We start from the raw sequence: 20,253 nt of genomic DNA, 5'->3' as shown, positions 1-20,253 counted from the left end.
TAAGCATATTTTGTATAAAAAACATCTTCACTTCAGCAGCCTATGAAGCTACGTGATGTTCCCGAATTAATAAAAACCCAAGTACAAAATAAAAACTGATGATGGACACAGTGCCGCTTATTTTACACAAAGAATAGTATAAGCTTTTTGGTTATACCGTGTCAACTATATCTACAAATACATAAAACATTTTCAGGGACAAATTGTAAAAACATTAAAATTCATATATGATATGTTTAAGAAAGCGCTTACATTTATATTGCCTTTAAAGGAGAAGTAAAAATGGATACGAAACGCTTTGAAACAGATGTGATTCATAAAGGGTATAACGCAGAACAACATAATGGGAGTTTAGCTCCTCCTATATTTCAAACCTCAACTTTTGTTTTTGATAGCGCAGAAACGGGTGCTGCACGATTTGCTGGCGAGCAGGATGGTTATATCTATTCAAGACTCAGCAATCCTACCGTTGCGATGTTGGAAGAGCGGATTGCAGCGATGGAAAGAGGGGAGAAAGGACTAGCGTTTGGATCTGGCATGGCAGCAGTGTCAGCTATTCTGCTCGGCTTAACGAAAACAGGTGATCATATTCTTTGTTCAGAAGGAGTATATGGTTGTACATTTGGCCTTCTACAGCTTATGGAAGAAAAGTATCATATTACACACAATTTTCATCCTATGAACGATGAGAAGTCGATACGTTCAGCGATTAACGATCATACTACTGTCATCTATATTGAATCTCCGATAAATCCGACGATGAAACTTGTTGATCTAAGTATGGTGGCAAGAATTGCAAAAGAATATAACATTCCCGTTGTAGTTGATAATACATTTTCATCGCCATATCTTCAGCGTCCACTTGAATTAGGTTGCGATATTGTTTTGCACAGTGCGACGAAATATTTGTGTGGTCATGGGGATGTCATCGGAGGTCTAGCGGTAGGTAAGCAAGACATGATGAATAATCTTGCAATGACCACCCAAAAGGATATAGGTGGAGTAATGTCTCCATTTGATGCCTGGCTGCTTTTAAGAGGAATCAAAACTCTCCCTGTTCGAATGGACCGTCATTGTGAGAATGCGAAAAAACTTGCAGACTTGTTAAAGAAACACCCTGCAGTAAAACGAGTTGTGTATCCAGGTGATCCTGATTTCCCACAATATGAGCTTGCGAACAGACAAATGTCTAACGCTGGTGGTCTGATCAGCTTTGAAATAAGAGGAGATAAAGCGGTCGCTCAAAAGTTTATGAATACATTAAAACTGATTAAGATCGCGGTTAGTCTTGGTGATGCCGAAACACTTATCCAGCATCCTGCTACGATGACGCACGCTGTCGTACCTCGAGAGAATCGTATTCAGATGGGGATCAGCGATCAGCTTCTACGCTTATCGGTTGGCTTAGAAGCATGGGAAGATATCTGGGATGATATCGAACAAAGCTTAGATTCTTTATAAAAAAAGCCCTGCGCTCATATTGGCGCGGGGCTTCGTTAATAGGTAAGAGAAATTAGATATATCGAAGTAAAACCTCACAAAACTTTTCTAAGTTCTCTTTGTCGATCTCATCAAATCGTTCTTTCTCTGGACTATCAATATCTAGAACACCTAACAGCTGTCCGTTTTTAACTAACGGAACAACGATCTCGGATTGAGAAGCTGCATCACAGGCGATATGTCCAGGAAACTCATGAACATCCTTTACTACTAATGTTTCTTGATTTTGAGCGGAAGTTCCACAAACTCCTCTTCCAAGCGGTATTCTTACGCAAGCTGGCAGCCCTTGAAAGGGTCCAAGAACTAATTGCTTCGTCTCTTCTTCAAGAGTATAAAAACCAACCCAGTTTACTCTGTCTAAGAATTGATTCAATAAAGCAGAGGCGTTTGCAAGGTTTGCAGTCGTATTTCTTTCACCTTCTAGTAAAGCAGAAAGTTGTTTCAACAGAAGAGAATACCCTTCATTTCTGTCTGTGCTATATTGCTGAACGGAAAACATCAAGATTCCTCCTAACTTGATAAATTGTTTATTCTATCCTATCAAATAATGTTGAACTATACACCCAAAAGCCCTTATTTGTCGAGCGATTATTAAAGGTTTATGTCTCTCGTCCAAGAATTTTATACAAGAGGGAAGGACGGTGGAAGAAAATGAAGGCAGATCCGATGGAAACGAAACTTAAAATAGCGGAAGCAGCGATTGCTCTTTTTACAAGCCAAGGTTTCAAAGGAACGACTGTTAGGCAAATAGCTAAAAAAGCAGGAGTCAACCTAGCATTAATTTCGTATCATTTTGGAGGTAAAAAAGGGCTTCTCGAAGAATTGATCACTTCATTTTTTGAAGGCTATATTAGAAGGATTGAAATCATATATCATACTTCGAGTTCCCCAACGGTTAAAGGAAGTTTTATTGAAGTGGTAGAAGCTTTGCTGATCTATCAACAAAGAAACCTTCCTCTAGCACGATTTGTTTATCGCGAAATGACGCTTGATTCAACATTAGTTCGTGAACTCATGTCAACTTACTTAATTAAGGAAAAGTACTTTTTGCAAACTCTGTTCGAAAAAGGGATGAAGAAAAAGGAATTCAGAAGGCAGCCTGTGGACTTTTTAAGCATTCAGTTCAAGGATATGATGATGCTTCCGTTCTTGCATCCATTATATTTAGCTGAGGTGTATCAGATAAATGCTGAAACAGAGACGTTCATTCAACCTTATAAAAAATGGATGATGAACTGGTTTGATAAATGTGTTTGTCTTCCTGAAAGAAAAAACCCCCTACTTTCTGCTGTTCAAAAGCCTTTATTTGGCTCTATTCAAGAGAAATGGGGAAGTTAAAGTTGCTGTTGTTTCTAATTGATCCAATCCTTGACCGAGTCCCTTAGCACTGTGGGCATCAGACCCATAGACGAGAGGGATCTTTCTTTTTTGTGCCTCTTTTACGATCCAATTAGAAGGATAAGGCTCCAAACAATAAGGCTTAACTGCGCCTGCTCCGTTATAATCGAGATACATATTACGTTCAGTCAAGATTGTTAAAATTTCTTCTACTTCCTTTTCATAACTAAAATCTGGAGGGAAAAGTGTCTGAAACTTCTTCGCTAATGTGATATGACCTATCCTTTTTGGCTGGTGCACTCCAAATGAATGACTAATTGATTTTTTAACAGTTTGAAAGTAGAGGGAGTAGACAGCAGAAAGACTACCTGACTGTTCAATCAATTCTCTAAAAACGTTCTCATCGTAATCCATGCAGAAGTGCTTATTTTTGACCTTAAGAAAATGAACAGAGAGAATGGCATCATCGAGCTCTGGCCAAACTTCTTTAAGAAACGTGTTTGTCTCCTCTTCATATCCATCGATAAAATCTATTTCTAAACCAGTAAATATCTCAATTTTACTTTTGTAATACCTCTTAACTTCCCTCAACGTGTCAAAGTATCTTCCTAGTTGTTCATATGTCATGCTACTATCTTTCGTTGGAGCAGGATCGTTAAATGAAAGAGGCAGCGGTGCATGCTCTGCAAAGGTAATACCCTTCACGCCTAAAGAGATAGCTCTTTCGATATACATTTCAAATGTGTCTGTAGACCCATGCGGGCAAAAAGGCGTGTGGACATGTCCATCATAGTACATCTTTCTTACTCCTCCTTTCGACAAAATCTTCATTAAATTGGAAAAAAATTATCAGATTATGCAATTTTTTTGCGTCAAATGTTTGTTTACATGTTATCATAAAAGCATTAAACTGCAATTTTATAGAAATAAAAATTAAATATAATCATTAAAGTGATATAAACAAACGAATACATAATATAGGCAATATAGAATTTGAACAGATAGAAAGGGTGCCTCTGATGATATACATAGTCATTGCCATCGTTACATTCCTAGCATTGATCCTGTACGGTGCCATGTCACGCCGAAGAGTGTATAAAGAAATAGATCGACTTGAAGCATGGAAGATGCAAATTATGAATCGCCCATTAACAGAAGAAATTTCAAAAGTTAAGGGTATGGCGATGATTGGTGAAACGGAAGAAAAATTTGAAATGTGGCGTCAAGAATGGGATGAGATGGTAACGACTCAACTTCCTAATTTAGAAGAAGATTTATTTGATGCTGAGGAGTATACAGATAAGTATCGTTTTAAAAAAGCTAAATCTATTTTAGCTGGTGTAACTCAATCACTTGAAAAAGTTGATATGAGAATTAAAGAGATTACTTCTGAGATCAATGAATTAGTTACGAGTGAGGAACTGAATCGAGAAGAAATCGTTGAAGCGAAAGAAAAACTTCAAGAAACAAAGAAGTACTATTTAACACATATCCGTGCTCTTGGACAGACAGCACCTATTTTTGACAAAGAGCTGGACGAGATCAAAGCGTTGATTGAAACCTTTGAATCATTAACTGTACAAGGAAGCCATCTAGAGGCTAGACAAAGACTTGTAGAAAGTTTAAATCGTATTTCAGATTGTAAAACAAAGATGCAGGGTGTTCCTGAACTTCTTGTGATCCTGCAGTCTGATATACCAAATTCACTGAAAGAACTAAGCGCAGGTTTTACTGAGATGGAACAGCAAGGCTACGTTCTACATCATATCGGTATCGAAAAAGAAATCAGTTCTTTGAAAGATCTTAACGAACAAGCACTGAACCGAGTGTTAGATCTGGAGCTTGAGAGTGCTCAAAAAGATATGGACGAAACGGTACAGAAAATGGATCAGCTCTATGAAATGCTTGAGAACGAAGTGCACTCTAAACAATTTGTAATCAGTGAAAGAGAAGTGTTTTTCACTTCTATTCAAGATCTACAAGATAGAATTGAGAATTTAAAGCAAGAGACTCAAATTGTTTCTTCAACTTATTTAATCGAACAAAATGAAGCAGAGATGCAAAAGAAAATTGAAAAACTGTTTCATAAGCTACAGAGCCGTTTCTTAATCATTGAAGATTCAATAGACGAAAAAAGAGAGTCTTATTCTGTTATCCGCGAAATGATGGAAGAGATGCAAAAACAGATGGAAGAGCTGCAACGTTCTCAAAAAGTATATGAAGAAATGCTTCATAACTTAAGAAAAGATGAGCTTGAAACGAAACAAAGCTTAAGAGAGCTAAGAAAGAAATTGCTCGAAGCAAGAAGAATGGTACAAAAGAGCAACCTTCCTGGACTACCGGAACACTACTTGATCACCATCGGGAAGGCAGAAGAATATATCATTGAAGTTTCTAAAAAGCTGGATGAGAAACCTCTTGAAATGTCAGATGTTTCTTATGTGCTAAACAAAGCTCACGAAGCAGTAAACGAAGGTTACGATGAAACTTCTAAGATGATTGAGAATGCTTTCTTAGCAGAGAAGCTCATACAGTACGGAAATAGATTCAGAAGTTCTTATCAATCTGTTTCCGTTCGATTGATTGAAGCAGAGATCGCTTTTCGAAATTATCAGTATGAAGATGCTCTTGAGATTGCAGCTTCTGCGATAGAAAGTGTTAGACCTGGAATCCTTAAAGAGATGGAAATCAATTTAAAGTCACATGTATAAAAACTGTTAGGATTCAATTCCTGCAGTTTTTTTGCTGTTTAAAAGAAATTTATTTTAGTGAGTTAACAAAACTAGGAAGTAAGTGGAGATGTGCACGATAGCTAAATTATGGTATGATAATGAAATGTGTGTTTTAGAACGGTTTGGAATGGATAATTGGAGGATTCAACAATGATTTATTTGGATAATAGTGCAACAACAAAGCCATATAAGGAAGTACTTGATACGTTCGTTACGGTGTCAGAAAAGTATTTTGCCAATCCATCTTCCCTTCATTCAAAAGGAGGCGAAGCTGAGAAATTGCTTGGTCAGGCCAGAAAGTCAATTGCTCAGTTACTGGAGGTTGCGTCAACAGAAGTCGTTTTTACCTCTGGTGGTACAGAAGGCAACAATATTGCGATCAAAGGGATTGCTTTTCAACATCAAAATCGAGGTAAACACCTTATAACATCTTCTGTTGAGCATGCATCGAGTCATGAATCCTTTCAATATCTTGAATCACAAGGTTTCGAAGTAACGTATCTTCCAGTAGATCACAACGGTTTGATTTCATTAGAAGAACTGGAGCGTTCGATCCGGCCAGATACGATTCTTGTTTCACTTATTCATGTAAATAACGAAACGGGAACCATTCAACCTATTCAAGAGATAGGTAAGATCTTGAAAGAGCATCCGAAGATTTTTTTCCATGTCGACAATGTTCAAGGTGTCGGTAAGGTTGACCTGCCACTAAAAGAGTGGGGGATTGATCTATGCACGATATCTGCACATAAAATTCACGGTTTAAAAGGAAATGGAATTCTGTTCCTGAAGAACGGTGTGAGTGTCTCTTCTTTATTCACTGGTGGGGAACAAGAATTAAAGAAAAGAGCCGGAACTGAAAATGTTGCAGGTATTGTAGCTATGGCAAAAGCGTTAAGGTTAATTCTTCAAGAGATGCAGGAAAAGAAAGAAAATTTATTTGAGATTAAACAGTTCTTAATTGAAGAGTTAAATTGCATAGATGGAATAGACATCAATACTTCTATGAAGTACTCAGCTCCTCACATTATTAATTTTTCAGTGAAGGGTATCAAACCAGAAGTGTTAATCCATTCCCTTGATAAAAGAGATGTGTATGTATCTACTCGATCTGCATGTTCGTCAAAACAAGGTGGAGCTAGCCGTATCTTACTAGAGATGGGGTTAGGAGAAAATCGTGCTTCAACGGCCATTCGTTTGAGTACCTCTTATGGAAACACATTGAAAGAAGCAGAACTGGCATTAGAGATATTAAAAGAAGAACTAATAAATATTAAGAAGGTAATGAGGTAATGAAGATGATTTATGATCATTTAGTCGTACGTTATGGTGAGTTATCACTAAAAGGAAAAAACAGAAGACATTTCGAATCACAGCTTTTTGAAACAGTAAAAAGAAAAATGCGACCATATCAGGGTTTAAATATGGCAAAACATTTTGACCGAATTGTGATTGAGTTAAACGGACAATCTTATGAGCCGATCGTCAAAACACTACAGGATATATTCGGAATCCATTCTATCAGTTTAGCTGTAAGATCTGAAAATGACTTAGAAGCGATCCAGAAAGCAGCGTTAATCGCTCTTAATGAAGCGATGGAAGGAAAGAAGACGTTTAAAGTTACTGGTAAACGCTCTTTAAAGTCTTTCCCTGTTAATTCGATGCAGCTTAACCAAGAAGTTGGGGGATACCTTCTAAGAAACACGGAAGGGTTAACTGTCGATGTTCATAAACCAGATGTAAATGTAAAAGTGGAAGTAAAAGATACAGGAACTTACATTAGCTCAAAATCTTTTGAAGGAGCTGGCGGTCTGCCGATTGGTGTGGGCGGTAAAGCGATGCTTATGCTTTCAGGTGGTATCGACAGTCCAGTAGCTGGATATTTAACAATGAAGCGTGGAGTTCGTATTGAAGGTGTTCATTTTCATAGTCCGCCATTTACAAGTGAACGAGCAAAACAAAAAGTAGTCGATCTGACGCAAGAGCTCACTCGCTATAGCGGAGGCAAGATCAAGCTTCATGTTGTACCTTTTACAAAAATTCAACAAACGATCAAGGATAAAATTCCATCTAGTTATAGCATGACGATCATGAGAAGGGTCATGCTAAGGATCACTGAACGATTAGCGGAAAACAACCATGCGATGGCTATTGCGAACGGAGAGAACCTTGGCCAAGTTGCAAGTCAGACGATGCATAGCATGTATGCGATTAATGAAGTAACAAACATGCCGATCCTTCGCCCCGTTATTACAATGGATAAGCTTGAGATCATGAATATATCGCAAAGAATTGGAACATATGATATTTCAATTCGTCCTTATGAAGATTGCTGTACAATTTTCTTGCCATCTGCACCAAAAACTAAGCCGAAACGTGAGAAAGCTATTCGGTTTGAGAAAAATATTGAAAATCTTGAAGAGTTGATCGAAGAAGCGGTTAATGACGTTGAGACGCTGATTCTTGAAGAAGGGAAATCAACGGACGAAACGTTTGATGATTTGCTCTAGAGGTCATTTTTATAGCTTAATTTGTTTGTCCATGTAAGTAGTTGTTTTCCGTTACAGATGCTCGCTTTCCGCGGGGCAGGCGGTGAGCCACATTCGTACGTTTCACGTATAAGTGTCTCACCTGACCGCTTGTCCCGCAGGAGTCTCGCATCTTCCACTTCAATCAACTTGTCAATGAAGAGAAAAGAAATGACCCAGGTGAAAAAGTCTGCACATTGTGTAGACTTTTTTCGGTTTCATTCAAGAGCTGTTGCTGTTACATTTTGATTGTCTCTTCTTGGCAAGTTGATTGGAGCGCAAGGTTGCCGACTCCTATGGGACGAGCGGTCAGGTGGAGACTCCTAATGGCGCAAAGCGGCAGGAGGCTCACCGTTCGCCCCATGGAAAGCGTGCAACCTGGAGTAGAAATCAACTACTTTCATAAGCATTCTTCCTAACTAATATTCTAAAATGGCAACACACACAACAATTTCCAAGAATTGAATCGGCCATTTAGACACATCTTATTAGTACAAAGGAGGTGAAACAACATGGCAAACCAAAACCAATTAGTAGTACCAGGTGCACAACAAGCTGTAGACCAAATGAAGTATGAAATCGCTTCTGAATTGGGTGTAAACCTAGGACCAGATTCAACTGCACGTGCTAACGGATCTGTAGGTGGAGAAATCACTAAGCGTCTAGTAGCTCAAGCTCTAGGTGGATACTCTAAATAAATAGTAAATGGCTAACGGAGCGGGTTGTCCCCGCTCCTTTTATTTTTGTCGTAGTATGACTAAATTTTAAAAATTTTCAAAAATATATTATAATGGAGAAAATCAACATGAAACAATCGAAAGGGTGAAGAAAATGAATTTGATTGCTCCAAACATTTATAATTTAACAGAAGAAATGGAAAAGTATGCTTTAAATCCAGAAAAAAAGGCGTTAATCTGGATGGATGAACAAGGCGTGATCGAGGAGATTACATATAAAAATTTATTAGACAGAGCCAATCAAATTGCGAATTCACTTGAAGAATTAGGGTTGGCTAAAGGTGATCGTGTTCTAATCATCATGCCTCGATTAATCGAAACGTATGCTGTGTATATCGCCTGTTTGAAAGCAGGAATTTCTGTAATTCCTTGTTCTGAAATGTTACGAGCAAAGGACCTAAGCTACCGCGTCCAACATAGTGAGGCGAAAGCAATTATTGCCGACTACAGATTTACAAAACAAGTTAATGAAATCAAAGATACGCTGCCTACTCTTACATACAAAATTAGTGCTAACGGGGAAACAGATAACTGGTTAAGCTTGCAAGCGATAACGAATAATGTAAGCGCTTCCTATAAAGCTCCTGAAACGGCAAAGGATGACATGGCTTTTTTATCTTACACATCTGGTACAACAGGTCAGCCAAAAGGTGTCGTTCATACACACGGATGGGCATATGCTCATATTCGTACTGCTGCTAAAAGCTGGTTAAACATTTCGGAAAGTGACAAAGTTTGGGCAACTGCGGGACCAGGTTGGCAAAAGTGGATCTGGAGCCCTTTCTTATCAACATTAGGCACAGGCTCTACCGGATTTGTTTATCAAGGTAAGTTTGATCCAACCAAATATTTAACACTATTGCAAGACCAACAGATCTCTGTATTATGCTGCACACCTACAGAGTACCGCTTAATGGCCAAAGTAGACAATTTAGATCAATACAAGTTACCGCATCTAAGAAGTGCTGTATCGGCAGGCGAACCGCTTAACCGTGAAGTGATCGATACATTTGAAAAATACTTCCACATCAAAGTGCGTGATGGGTATGGGCAGACAGAGAATACGTTATTAGTCGGTACGATGGAGGGAATGGAGATCAAGCCAGGTTCAATGGGGAAGCCAACTCCTGGAAACGATGTTGATGTTATTGATGAGAATGGACAACCAGTTTCAGCTGGAGAAGTTGGGGATATTGCCGTTCATAAAAACTGTCCTGCTTTGTTTAAAGAATATTACAAAGACCAAGATCGTACGATGATGGCATTCCGTGGTGACTATTATGTGACGGGTGATAAAGCGAAAAAAGATGCTGAAGGTTATTTTTGGTTTGAAGGCAGAGGTGACGATATCATTATCTCCTCAGGGTATACGATTGGTCCTTTTGAAGTAGAGGATGCGCTTGTTAAACACCCAGCTGTTAAAGAATGTGCGGTAGTAGCAAGTCCAGATGAAATACGTGGTCATATTGTCAAAGCGTTTGTTGTGTTACGAGATCAATCAGCGAAAAACGCGGCCTTAACAAAAGAACTTCAAGAACACGTAAAAGAACTTACAGCTCCATATAAATACCCAAGATCCATAGAATATGTTGAGGATCTTCCAAAGACAACTTCAGGAAAGATTAGACGTATCGAGCTACGTCAGTTAGAAGCATCGAAATCAAGATGATTTTTAAGGAGAAAGCAGATACCTTATCTGCTTTTTTGCTTGGTTTTTAAGTTATACTACTTTTAAAAGAAGATGGGTAAAGGTGGTCAAATAAATTGGGGACTCTCTTTTATAACGGAAAAATCTATACGATGGCAAACGAAGGTGAATATATTGAAGCTGTTTACGTGGAGAATGGTCATATCATTAAAACAGGAAAGGAAATACATTTATCAGATACGTTTAGTGAGCATATTACAAAAAGGATTGATCTAAATGGGAACGTCATGTATCCGGGATTTGTGGACAGTCATCTGCATCTGATCGGTCATGGTGAAAAATTGATAAAACTTGATCTCTCAGAATTGACTTCTGCTGAAGAGATGGAACATGCACTTCGAGAAAAAGCGGATACACTTCCATCGGATGAATGGTTGATCGGAGAAGGATGGAATGAAAACAATTTTATTGACCGTAAGATTTTTCATAGGCAAGAATTAGATGAGATTTCAGGAGGACGACCTGTTCTTTTATCAAGAGTGTGTCGGCATGCATTTCTAGCGAACACACAAGCGTTAGAATTGGCAGGTATAACTAAGGAGACGATCGATCCCCCAGGTGGGATTATCGTAAGAGATAAAGATGGAGAAGCGACAGGGCTCTTACATGATAGTGCCGCAGAACTTGTAAAGAAAGTTGTGCCAGAGGGTTCACAGAACTATTTGAATCAAGCCTTAAAAACCTCTATAAAGCATTTGCTTTCATTAGGATTAACTGGAGGTCATTCGGAAGACTTAAGCTATTACGGGTATGTAGAAAGACCGTTGAGTGCTTATCGATCTGTCATTGATGGAGAAGAGATTAAGTTTCGAGCTCATCTATTGGTTCATCATGAAGCTTTTGAAGACTTTAAGAATGTTAAAAAGGAGTATGAGCTGCCTTTTGTTGAATATGGAGCTTTAAAAATATTTGCAGATGGAGCTTTTGGAGGGCGAACCGCGTGGCTATCTCACCCATATAATGATGCGCCGGAAACTTCAGGAGTGTCTATACATGGAGATTACGAACTCGCAAAACTTGTTCAAAAGGCGAGGGATCATCATATGAATGTGGCTGTACATACGATTGGTGATATGGCATTGAAGCAAACGATTGAAGCGATAAAGCACAAACCAGCAAAGGAAGGTAGAGATCGTCTTATTCATGTTGGACTTGTAGACGATGAATTAATTGCTGACATGAAACAACTACCTGCCATATTAGATATACAACCAGGATTTGTAGCATCAGACTTTCCATGGTTGATTGAACGTCTTGGTACGGAACGAATTCCAAATGCTTTTCCTTTCAGAAGATTGCTTGATGAAGGATTAATTTGTGCGGGGGGCTCTGACGCTCCAATTGAACCGGTGAATCCGCTTCTTGGGATATTTGCTGCAGTAACCCGAAGAAAGCCAGGGGAGACTCATGAAGGTTACGTCCCAGAGCAAAAATTAACGATGTTTGAAGCGATATCTTTATATACAATCGGAAGTGCCTCTGCCATCATGCAAGAGCATGTTAAAGGTATGATTAAAGAAGGATACCTCGCTGATTTTACGGTTCTAGATCGAGATCTATTCTCTATTTCAGAAGATGAGATTTTAGAGTCAAAGGTTATGTTTACGATTGTGGACGGTGATATCGTCTATGAGAATACCGGTGAGAACGACAAATCATAAAATAGAGTAAGAAAAAACAGTCTGCTGTTAAATTAAATGCAGGCTGTTTTTTCTGGTTTTTATATTCTACAAAAAACTTCTTTTTACTTTATGCCAAAATGAGTTGTCTTTTAATTTTACGGTCTTAATCTTTTTATTCGTAAGTTCAAAATTCAAGGTTTCACAATGTTTAATACTCATTGCTTCATTATCCATACCGATGATTGGATAGTGGCTGTTATCATGCTTTATCTTTAATGTCATTTTCCGGTTATCACTGAGTATAAACGATGAACCTAGCGTACGATAATGATTGTTATTTAATGAAGCGAGTTCACTGATTTGGTAGCATGCGAGCATCGGGTCAACGACCGCACCATTAACTGACTTATTATATGCGGTACTACCTGTAGGTGTCGATATGATCATTCCATCCCCACGGAAGGTTTCAAAATATAGATCATCGATGAAGACATCAATCTCTAGAGTTCGAATAATAGAAGAACGAAGAGAACATTCGTTTAAGCAGAAAAACGACCCTTGTCCATCAATGGTTACAGATAGTGCAGGATATTTTCGCACTTCGACCTGTTCGTTTTTCATCGCATTTATCATACCTGCTTGATCATCAATATGAAAATCGCAATAAAATTCATTCTCAAGTGTGCTGACACCTACATAAAGACAATCATCTCTGAAACCAGTCTTACGGACTGCTTGTAAGAAGGTGCCATCACCACCGATGCTAGCTATGATGTTTGCTTCTTTATCATCTTCCACTACTTCAAATCCCTCTTTTATGGCTAATGATAGTAATGAGTTGATTTTTTCTAAAGTGCGTTCTTCTTTTTTGTAAAAAAAGAAAATTTTATTACGAACCGCCATAATTGCTTTCCTCCCTTAAATTTCTCTGCTTCACTATTTTGTTCTGAGTGATGAGATCAAATTCTTAATTCCATTGTAACAGACAGACATCATAAGGTTTAGATTGAATGACCTCTGCCCATAATGAAAAGATAACAGAAGGGGAGAGCATGTATGGTTTGGGTTACAATCATAATTGGTATCTTACTATTTTTATTAATCGTGATAAGTTTTTCTACGATCCACATCTCCATTTATTTCGTTCATCGAAATGATAATACTAACATTCAAATCAATTTTAAAATGTATCATTTTTTAAAATATAAATTGAATGTGCCATTAATAATGGTGGATGCTCAAGATCACTCCCTAAAGATAAGAGAAGAAAAACAAACGACACTTGGACAGAAAAAGGAAAAGAAGAAGATTACGTTCTCACAAATAAAAAATCAATATAAATCATTTAAACAGATGTTAAATCATATTAACCATTTTTATCAGATATTTGCAGCATTTTTGAAGAAGATGAGAGTGAAGAAAGTAGAATGGCACAGTGCAATCGGACTCGGAGAAGCATCTTCGTCTGCCATAGCAGCAGGTGTGTTATGGAGTTTCAAAGGGATAGGGATACAAGTGATGAATACGTTTTTTAAACTTGAAGAATCTCCGAATGTTTCTGTTGTACCTGTTTTTCAGGGAATGCATAGTGAAACGCGCTTTTCTTGTATGATTTCATTCAAAATCGGGCATGCTATTGTCGTTATGTTAAAAATCTTAAAATCCTGGCGAATAGTAAGACGTTCGACTAAGGTGAATTCTGAATATATGACTGGAGGCATGTAAAAAATGAGTGAACATCCAATCCAGGGTTTAATGAAAACCGCGATGGAAAACTTAAAAGAAATGATTGATGTAAATACGATTATTGGTGATCCTGTGGAGACACCAGATGGCAGTGTCATACTTACTGTATCAAAAGTTGGATTTGGATTTGCTGCAGGTGGAAGTGAATTCGGAGGACAGGAAGAATCCCGTAATTCATCTACACAGCAAGGTTCTTCTAGTCAATCAAAAGAGATGCCTTTTGGTGGAGGAAGTGGAGGCGGGGTTTCCATCACTCCGATTGCATTTTTAGTAGTAAGTAATACAGGGATCAAGACGATTCACTTAGATAATAGTACGCACCTTTACGAAAGAATCTTAGATCTAGCACCTGGTGTGATTGACAAGCTGCAGCATCTTATGAGCAAGAACAAGAACAATCATGGGCCATCAAGTACACAAACACATGAGTTTTAAAAAAGCTAACATCTCGTTAGCTTTTTTTTCTGGCTTGCTTTAAGATGAAAGGGGAAGTACATAATTTAACCTTAAAGGAGGAGTAAGCATGGCTGTAACATTTAAAGAAAAACCAGTTACATTACTAGGAAATGAAGTAAAAGTAGGGGACCAAGCTCCAGATTTTAAAGTGTTGGCAAATGACATGTCTGAAGTTAGTCTTGCAGATTCAAAAGGTAGCGTACGTTTGATCGCTGCTGTTCCTTCAGTAGATACAGGCGTATGTGATGCTGAAGTTCGTCGTTTTAATGAAGAGGCATCTAAGCTTGATAACGTTAAAGTATTAACGGTTTCAGTGGACTTGCCTTTTGCACAAAAAAGATGGTGTGCTGCAGCAGGAATTGAAAATGTTCAAACTCTATCTGACCACCGTGATCTTTCATTCGGTAAAGCATACGGTGTTGCGATCGAGGGGCTTCGTCTTCTTGCACGCTCCGTATTTGTTATTGATAGCTCTGATAAAGTTACTTATGTAGAATATGTGAACGAAGTAACGAGCCATCCAAACTACGAAGCAGCAATCGAAGCAGCAAAAGCAGCAAAATAAGTATTCTCACATCTCCGGTACAGCTTTCAACTACCGGAGATTTTTTTGTTCATTTTCTGCTCATACCTTCCATTTTATGAATGGTAGAAGTTAATGATTGTATATACCGTACGTAGTTTGCTAAAATGTTTCCTGTGAAAACTTAGGAGGAAGCTATAGATGAGTTCTTTTAAAGATGTAGAAAAGCTATTTGTTGTTCTAGATAACACAGCTACGGCAATTAAGGATAAACTTGAACTGCCTTATTTAGACGCTCTTGTAGAATCAGGAGAAAATCTGTTCTTTCAGGAGATACCAAAAGAATACCCGAAAGAATTATCAACTGTATTAACAGATGAATACAAAAAAGTGAATGTTACCGAATTCGGCAAAGAAGAAACGCGTAAAGCCTTTCAGTTGGCTGTACTAAAAGGTATGAAAGAAGCTGTTCAGCCCCATCATGCGATGACGCCAGATGCGGTTGCACTTTTTGCAGGATACCTCGTTCAAAAATTCATGAAAAAATCCGAAAACCTTACATTGTTAGATCCTGTAGTCGGTTCAGGTAACTTGTTAACAGCTGTTATGAATCAGTTGAAGGACAAAGAGTGTGTATCGTTTGGAGTTGAAGTGGACGAAACTCTTTTACGTTTAGCGTGGGTCAATGCAAATATCCAAAAACATAAACTAGAGCTTTTTCACCAAGATGTGATAAAACCACTTTATGCAGATCCTGTTGATGTGGTAGTAGCCGACTTGCCTGTAGGATATTATCCAGACGACGAAACAGCAAGAGCCTTTAAAGTTCATGAAAAAGAAGGACATACTTATGCACATCACTTAATCATTGAGCAAGCGGTTCATCACTTGAAAGAAACAGGAATTGGGATTTTTATCGTGCCGAACAACCTATTTGAAAGTGAACAAGCTGATTTGTTCACAGGTTGGATGAAGGAATCAGTAACCGTACTTGGTCTTCTTCAACTACCTGAATCATTATTCAAGTCCTCCGTGCATGCAAAAAGCATCCTAATTCTTCAAAAGAATGGAGAAGGTGTGATAAAGCCTAAACAAGCGATGTTGGCACAGCTTCCATCCTTCTCAAATAAGAATGGATTAGGAAATGTTATGGAACAGATAAATGAATGGTTTAAAACAGAGTGGGAACGTGAAAAATAACAGCGTGGGTCTATCCTATGCTGTTTTTTTCATGGATTTGCAAACGGATTCAAGTCTGAATTGCATGAATATAAGGTGTAAGCGTTTTACAACCTTGATATTAATAAGGGTCAATGTTTAAATAAGGAAGGATTATAGTTTCGAGTGAAATGTAAGTGTGATTCCACAACCTACTATTTCATTGAATATGAAGGAGATGGCTATTTTGGCTAAAATTATTGCAATTAACGCCGGAAGCTCGTCCTTAAAATTTCAGTTGCTTCAAATGCCTGAAGAAGAAGTACTGACTAAAGGACTTGTAGAACGTATCGGATTAAATGATTCAGTTTTCACTATCGAAGTGTCTGGTGAAAAAGTAAAAGAAATTAAAGATATCCAAGATCATTCAGAAGCAGTATCGATGCTTTTAGATAAATTAGTAAAACATAACATTATTTCTTCTCTAGATGAGATCGAAGGAATCGGTCATCGTGTTGTACATGGTGGAGAAAAGTTTAACGACTCTGTTCTAATCACTGATGAGGTTCTTCATGAAATTGAAGAGATCTCTTATCTTGCACCACTGCACAATCCAGCCAACGTTGTTGGAATCAAAGCATTCAAAAATGTACTGCCTAACGTAGCTGCAGTTGCTGTTTTTGATACTGCTTTCCATCAATCCATGCCTGAAAAATCATTCTTATACAGCCTTCCATACGAATATTATGAAGAGTACGGAATTCGTAAATACGGATTTCATGGAACAAGCCATAAGTATGTTTCAGAGAGAGCTGCTGAGCTTCTTGGACGTCCGGTTGAACAACTTCGTCTTTTATCATGCCACTTAGGTAACGGTGCAAGTATCGCAGCCATTGAAGGCGGAAAATCGATTGATACATCAATGGGCTTCACACCATTAGCAGGTGTTACAATGGGTACTCGTTCAGGTAACATTGACCCGTCATTGATTCCTTACATCATGCAAAAGACAGGTCAAAGTGCTGAAGAAGTAATCAATGTATTAAACAATAAGAGTGGAATGCTTGGAGTTTCTGGATTCTCTTCTGACCTTCGCGATATTGAAAGTGAGGCAGAAAAGGGTAACGAACGTGCTGAGCTTGCTTTAGAAGTTTTTGCTAGCCGTATTCATAAATACATTGGATCATACGCTGCAAGAATGGCAGGTATTGATGCGATCATCTTTACTGCCGGTATTGGTGAGAACAGTACGGCAGTTCGTGAGCGCGTACTTCGTGGCCTAGAGTTCATGGGTGTATATTGGGACCCTGCTCTTAACCAAGTTCGTGGTAAAGAGGCATTTATCAGCTATCCTCACTCTCCTGTAAAAGTTATCGTAATTCCTACAAATGAAGAAGTGATGATCGCGCGTGATACAATGCGCTATGCGATGTAGTTTTAGACACAGCCTTTTTTCCGGAAAAGGCTGTTTTTTTGTGTTTAGATATGCAGGTGAAAGGAGGAATATAGAGGTGTTTAGCGTAAACCATCTAATGAGCAAAAAATTAGCGTTCACCTTTCAAAAGATGGAGGACAAATATGTACATAAAGGAACAATATCTTTACATGAACAATCAAACTATAAAAGCTGTAGTTCGAAATTATGAACAAAATGATTTTGCTGAACTCCTTACGATTCAAAAAGAAAGCTTTCCTCCTCCGTTTCCAAAAGAATTATTATGGAATGATAAACAGTTGCATAACCATATCTCGCTCTTTCCAGATGGAGCTCTATGTGTAGAAATCGATGGAGTCATTGCTGGATCCATAACAAGCTTACTCGTTAATTATGATTTGAATCAACCAATGCATACTTGGGAAGAGATAACGAGTAATGGCAATATTACGAATCATGATCAAAATGGGAACACACTTTATGTTGTAGATATTTGTATACGGCCATCACACCGAAAATTAAATTTAGGCAAGCTTCTTATGCAGGGATTGTACGAAACTGTCGTTCACCTTAAATTGGAGCGATTGTTGGGTGGAAGTAGGATGCCCGGATTTTCTCAAGCTTCCCATCTTCTTTCCCCTCAACAGTATGCAGATAAAGTGATTTCCGGAGAGCTATATGATCCAGTCGTTTCTTTCCTATTGCGCTGTGGTAGAACTCCGTTGATGCTTATACCAAATTATATAGAGGATGAAGAATCGTCTAACCATGCTTTATTGATGGAATGGAAAAATCCTTTTCTGTAAGTTTGCTCATTCTTAGATTTTTTACTTTAAGAGAGATTTATACTACACTATTTAAAAGGTTTTAAAGGAGGATATTGTATGGCCTTAACAGAGCGTGAAGAACAGATCTGGCAGGAAATTAATGCGTGGGAAGAAGATTTTTTTACATATGAACCAACGGATTTTGGCCGCACTTACGAAAAATGGGCAACAAAGCAGATGGACCTTCTTCCCGACGAGATGCAAGAGACGATAGGAGAGTATGTAGATTCTGCACTGTTTCATATTCATGCTCTTATTCAAAATTCTCAATTCCAACTAGATACGAAGCAAAGGCTGTTGTCTGAAGCAAGAGTCTTTAGAGATGATATCTATGAAATTGAAGATCTAAAAAAGTGTTCGATCGATCAGTTATCGTATATGGCAGACCAGCAGATTGCAAGAAACAGACTCTTGTCATTTTCTCAAGGAGGACTCGCGGGAACAGGAGGACTTCTCTTTTTAGGTACAGACCTGCCTGCAATGGTTGCTCTAGGAATCCGCTCTGTGCAATCTATCGCGATGCACTATGGATATGATATACAGAGACCTGCAGAAATGATGCGTTCGTTAAAAGTTTATCATGCAGCAACGATGCCAAAGCGTTTTCAGCAGGAAAAGTGGGACGAACTGATGGTTGAGATCAGGGAGGAAGAAGATCCGATTTTTTATGCAGGAAAAGATGTGATCGCAGATGTGTCCTGGATGTCTCATCCGATACAGCAAGCTGTGAAGATGATGGCGATCCTCCTTCTTAGAAAGAAACTTACTCAAGGTCTGCCGATCTTTGGTATGGCACTCGGGGCTATCATGAACTATCAACAGTCGAGAAAAATTACAGAAATTGCACACAAGTTTTATCAAAAAAGATATCTTTACGAAAAATATTAAGAAACAGGTGTTGCATCCATGAGTGTTCAAGAACATAAAGCTCAAGCTCCAGAAGTTGTTAGATGCATGATCGTAACCGTTAGTGATACACGTAATGAAGAAACAGATAAGAGCGGTAAATTGATACATGCTTTTTTAGAGAATGATCATCATAAGATTTCTGATTATAGAATTGTAAAAGATGATACGAAATCTATACGAGATGCTGCAGAATACGGCATACAGAATGAAGACATTGATGTTGTCCTTTTTAATGGAGGCACAGGGATAGCTTCTAGAGATGTAACGATCGAATCGTTAACGACTTTATTTGATAAAGAGATCCCAGGTTTTGGTGAGCTTTTTCGCATGTTAAGTTATACAGACGATATTGGATCTAGTGCGATGCTAAGCAGAGCAGTAGCGGGGGTTAAGGATAGGACAGCGATATTTGCACTTCCTGGTTCGTCAGGTGCTGTAAAACTTGGCATGGAAAAATTGATCCTACCCGAGCTGTCACATGTAGTTCAACAGCTAAAAAAATAAAACTGTTTTCTAAAGAGCGAAATCAACTATTTTCAAAGAGTGACAATGTATACGAAAACAGCACAAAATAAAGAGGATGCATTTGGGCTTTGCATCCTCTTTATTTTTATGTGAAGACTTCTAATTAAGAAGAGTAACCATTTATGAATACTCTGATTCAATCGTGTATTTTTGATGTTATACCCTGATTCAATCTATACCATAACCAAAGATCGTTGATGACAGATGCCAGGCTTGCAATTTTATTGTTCAATTCGCAAGAGACCTCAAAACGTTCTTCAGTCGATAATTGATCTTGCAGCTCGTTAATTTTCTCTTCAATCTCTCCGATTCGGTCTGGAATTCTTCCTCTTATCCTTTCCCAATGCAACATAATCGCTTCTTGAGTGTATCTATCGTACTTATCCCATACTTTATTTAAATGTGGAACAAAGATTCCAAGCCTTTCATCCCAAACAAAGTCATTCTGCAACTGAAATCACCTCTATTCTTATTGTACAAAAGGGTGGGTGCTGATGGTAGTTAAAAGT

The 20,253-nt window shown here is 38.3% G+C and carries 20 protein-coding genes; 16 read left to right on the top strand and 4 right to left on the bottom strand.

The annotated features are described in order from the left end of the window. The first annotated feature begins 282 nt into the window (after positions 1-282). Positions 283-1,461 (top strand): methionine gamma-lyase, encoded by a 1,179-nt coding sequence (megL, locus tag P4V41_RS00665; protein ID WP_328082939.1) that lies wholly within the window; start codon positions 283-285, stop codon positions 1,459-1,461. 52 nt (positions 1,462-1,513) lie between these two features. Here megL and P4V41_RS00660 read toward each other — a convergent pair whose 3' ends face one another. After that, positions 1,514-1,999, bottom strand: coding sequence for a GAF domain-containing protein (locus P4V41_RS00660; RefSeq protein WP_328082938.1), 486 nt, complete (start codon positions 1,997-1,999; stop codon positions 1,514-1,516). Positions 2,000-2,151: 152 nt separating this feature from the next. On the opposite strand from P4V41_RS00660, the gene refZ reads away from it, so the two are divergent. Continuing rightward, positions 2,152-2,838: a forespore capture DNA-binding protein RefZ gene (gene refZ, locus P4V41_RS00655; RefSeq protein WP_328082937.1), complete on the top strand. Its 687-nt coding sequence runs from the start codon at positions 2,152-2,154 to the stop codon at positions 2,836-2,838. On the opposite strand, the gene hisJ is transcribed toward refZ, so the two are convergent. Further along, a complete protein-coding gene (gene hisJ, locus P4V41_RS00650; protein WP_328082936.1) occupies positions 2,803-3,636 on the bottom strand; it encodes a histidinol-phosphatase HisJ in 834 nt (277 codons plus the stop codon). The two genes, refZ and hisJ, sit on opposite strands and share 36 nt — an antisense overlap. Before the next feature lie 221 nt (positions 3,637-3,857). Here hisJ and ezrA point away from each other — a divergent pair, with 221 nt between their 5' ends. The 6 genes from ezrA (at position 3,858) to P4V41_RS00620 (ending at position 12,204) form a co-directional block, all read left to right on the top strand. Next, a complete protein-coding gene (gene ezrA, locus P4V41_RS00645; RefSeq protein ID WP_328082935.1) occupies positions 3,858-5,549 on the top strand; it encodes a septation ring formation regulator EzrA in 1,692 nt (563 codons plus the stop codon). Between the two features lie 171 nt (positions 5,550-5,720). Continuing rightward, on the top strand, positions 5,721-6,863 hold the full coding sequence (locus P4V41_RS00640; protein ID WP_328082934.1) for a cysteine desulfurase family protein: 1,143 nt from the start codon (positions 5,721-5,723) through the stop codon (positions 6,861-6,863). Positions 6,864-6,868: 5 nt separating this feature from the next. After that, positions 6,869-8,080 carry a tRNA uracil 4-sulfurtransferase ThiI gene (gene thiI / locus P4V41_RS00635; protein ID WP_328083453.1) on the top strand — a complete coding sequence of 404 codons (1,212 nt, stop codon included), beginning with the start codon at positions 6,869-6,871 and terminating at the stop codon, positions 8,078-8,080. Between the two features lie 530 nt (positions 8,081-8,610). Then, complete coding sequence (locus tag P4V41_RS00630) at positions 8,611-8,796, top strand: alpha/beta-type small acid-soluble spore protein (RefSeq protein WP_328082933.1); 186 nt, start codon at positions 8,611-8,613, stop codon at positions 8,794-8,796. 133 nt (positions 8,797-8,929) lie between these two features. Continuing rightward, positions 8,930-10,504, top strand: a complete 1,575-nt coding sequence (mbcS, locus tag P4V41_RS00625; protein ID WP_328082932.1) for an acyl-CoA synthetase MbcS — start codon at positions 8,930-8,932, stop codon at positions 10,502-10,504. 95 nt (positions 10,505-10,599) lie between these two features. Further along, positions 10,600-12,204, top strand: a complete 1,605-nt coding sequence (locus tag P4V41_RS00620) for an amidohydrolase (RefSeq protein ID WP_328082931.1) — start codon at positions 10,600-10,602, stop codon at positions 12,202-12,204. Between the two features lie 66 nt (positions 12,205-12,270). On the opposite strand, the gene P4V41_RS00615 is transcribed toward P4V41_RS00620, so the two are convergent. Continuing rightward, positions 12,271-13,068 (bottom strand): NAD kinase, encoded by a 798-nt coding sequence (locus P4V41_RS00615; protein WP_328082930.1) that lies wholly within the window; start codon positions 13,066-13,068, stop codon positions 12,271-12,273. 153 nt (positions 13,069-13,221) lie between these two features. On the opposite strand from P4V41_RS00615, the gene P4V41_RS00610 reads away from it, so the two are divergent. The 8 genes from P4V41_RS00610 (at position 13,222) to P4V41_RS00575 (ending at position 19,723) form a co-directional block, all read left to right on the top strand. Then, positions 13,222-13,890, top strand: a complete 669-nt coding sequence (locus tag P4V41_RS00610) for a DUF2953 domain-containing protein (protein ID WP_328082929.1) — start codon at positions 13,222-13,224, stop codon at positions 13,888-13,890. Positions 13,891-13,893: 3 nt separating this feature from the next. Then, positions 13,894-14,346, top strand: a complete 453-nt coding sequence (gene ytfJ / locus P4V41_RS00605; protein WP_328082928.1) for a GerW family sporulation protein — start codon at positions 13,894-13,896, stop codon at positions 14,344-14,346. Between the two features lie 88 nt (positions 14,347-14,434). After that, complete coding sequence (tpx, locus tag P4V41_RS00600; RefSeq protein ID WP_328082927.1) at positions 14,435-14,932, top strand: thiol peroxidase; 498 nt, start codon at positions 14,435-14,437, stop codon at positions 14,930-14,932. A 159-nt stretch (positions 14,933-15,091) separates the two neighbouring features. Next, positions 15,092-16,090 carry a class I SAM-dependent methyltransferase gene (locus P4V41_RS00595; protein WP_328082926.1) on the top strand — a complete coding sequence of 333 codons (999 nt, stop codon included), beginning with the start codon at positions 15,092-15,094 and terminating at the stop codon, positions 16,088-16,090. A gap of 205 nt (positions 16,091-16,295) precedes the next feature. Further along, entirely contained in the window at positions 16,296-17,483 is a 1,188-nt protein-coding gene (locus tag P4V41_RS00590) for an acetate kinase (protein ID WP_328082925.1), read from the top strand. A gap of 143 nt (positions 17,484-17,626) precedes the next feature. Further along, a complete protein-coding gene (locus tag P4V41_RS00585; RefSeq protein ID WP_328082924.1) occupies positions 17,627-18,289 on the top strand; it encodes a GNAT family N-acetyltransferase in 663 nt (220 codons plus the stop codon). 78 nt (positions 18,290-18,367) lie between these two features. Continuing rightward, on the top strand, positions 18,368-19,198 hold the full coding sequence (locus P4V41_RS00580) for an EcsC family protein (RefSeq protein ID WP_328082923.1): 831 nt from the start codon (positions 18,368-18,370) through the stop codon (positions 19,196-19,198). Between the two features lie 18 nt (positions 19,199-19,216). Next, positions 19,217-19,723: a MogA/MoaB family molybdenum cofactor biosynthesis protein gene (locus P4V41_RS00575; RefSeq protein WP_328082922.1), complete on the top strand. Its 507-nt coding sequence runs from the start codon at positions 19,217-19,219 to the stop codon at positions 19,721-19,723. A 157-nt stretch (positions 19,724-19,880) separates the two neighbouring features. Here P4V41_RS00575 and P4V41_RS00570 read toward each other — a convergent pair whose 3' ends face one another. After that, positions 19,881-20,195, bottom strand: coding sequence for a hypothetical protein (locus tag P4V41_RS00570; RefSeq protein ID WP_328082921.1), 315 nt, complete (start codon positions 20,193-20,195; stop codon positions 19,881-19,883). Between the last annotated feature and the right edge of the window lie 58 nt (positions 20,196-20,253).

The organism is Fictibacillus nanhaiensis (assembly GCF_036213205.1).
GTDB lineage: Bacteria > Bacillota > Bacilli > Bacillales > Fictibacillaceae > Fictibacillus > Fictibacillus nanhaiensis_E.
This window is presented reverse-complemented; position numbering and strand designations above follow the sequence as displayed.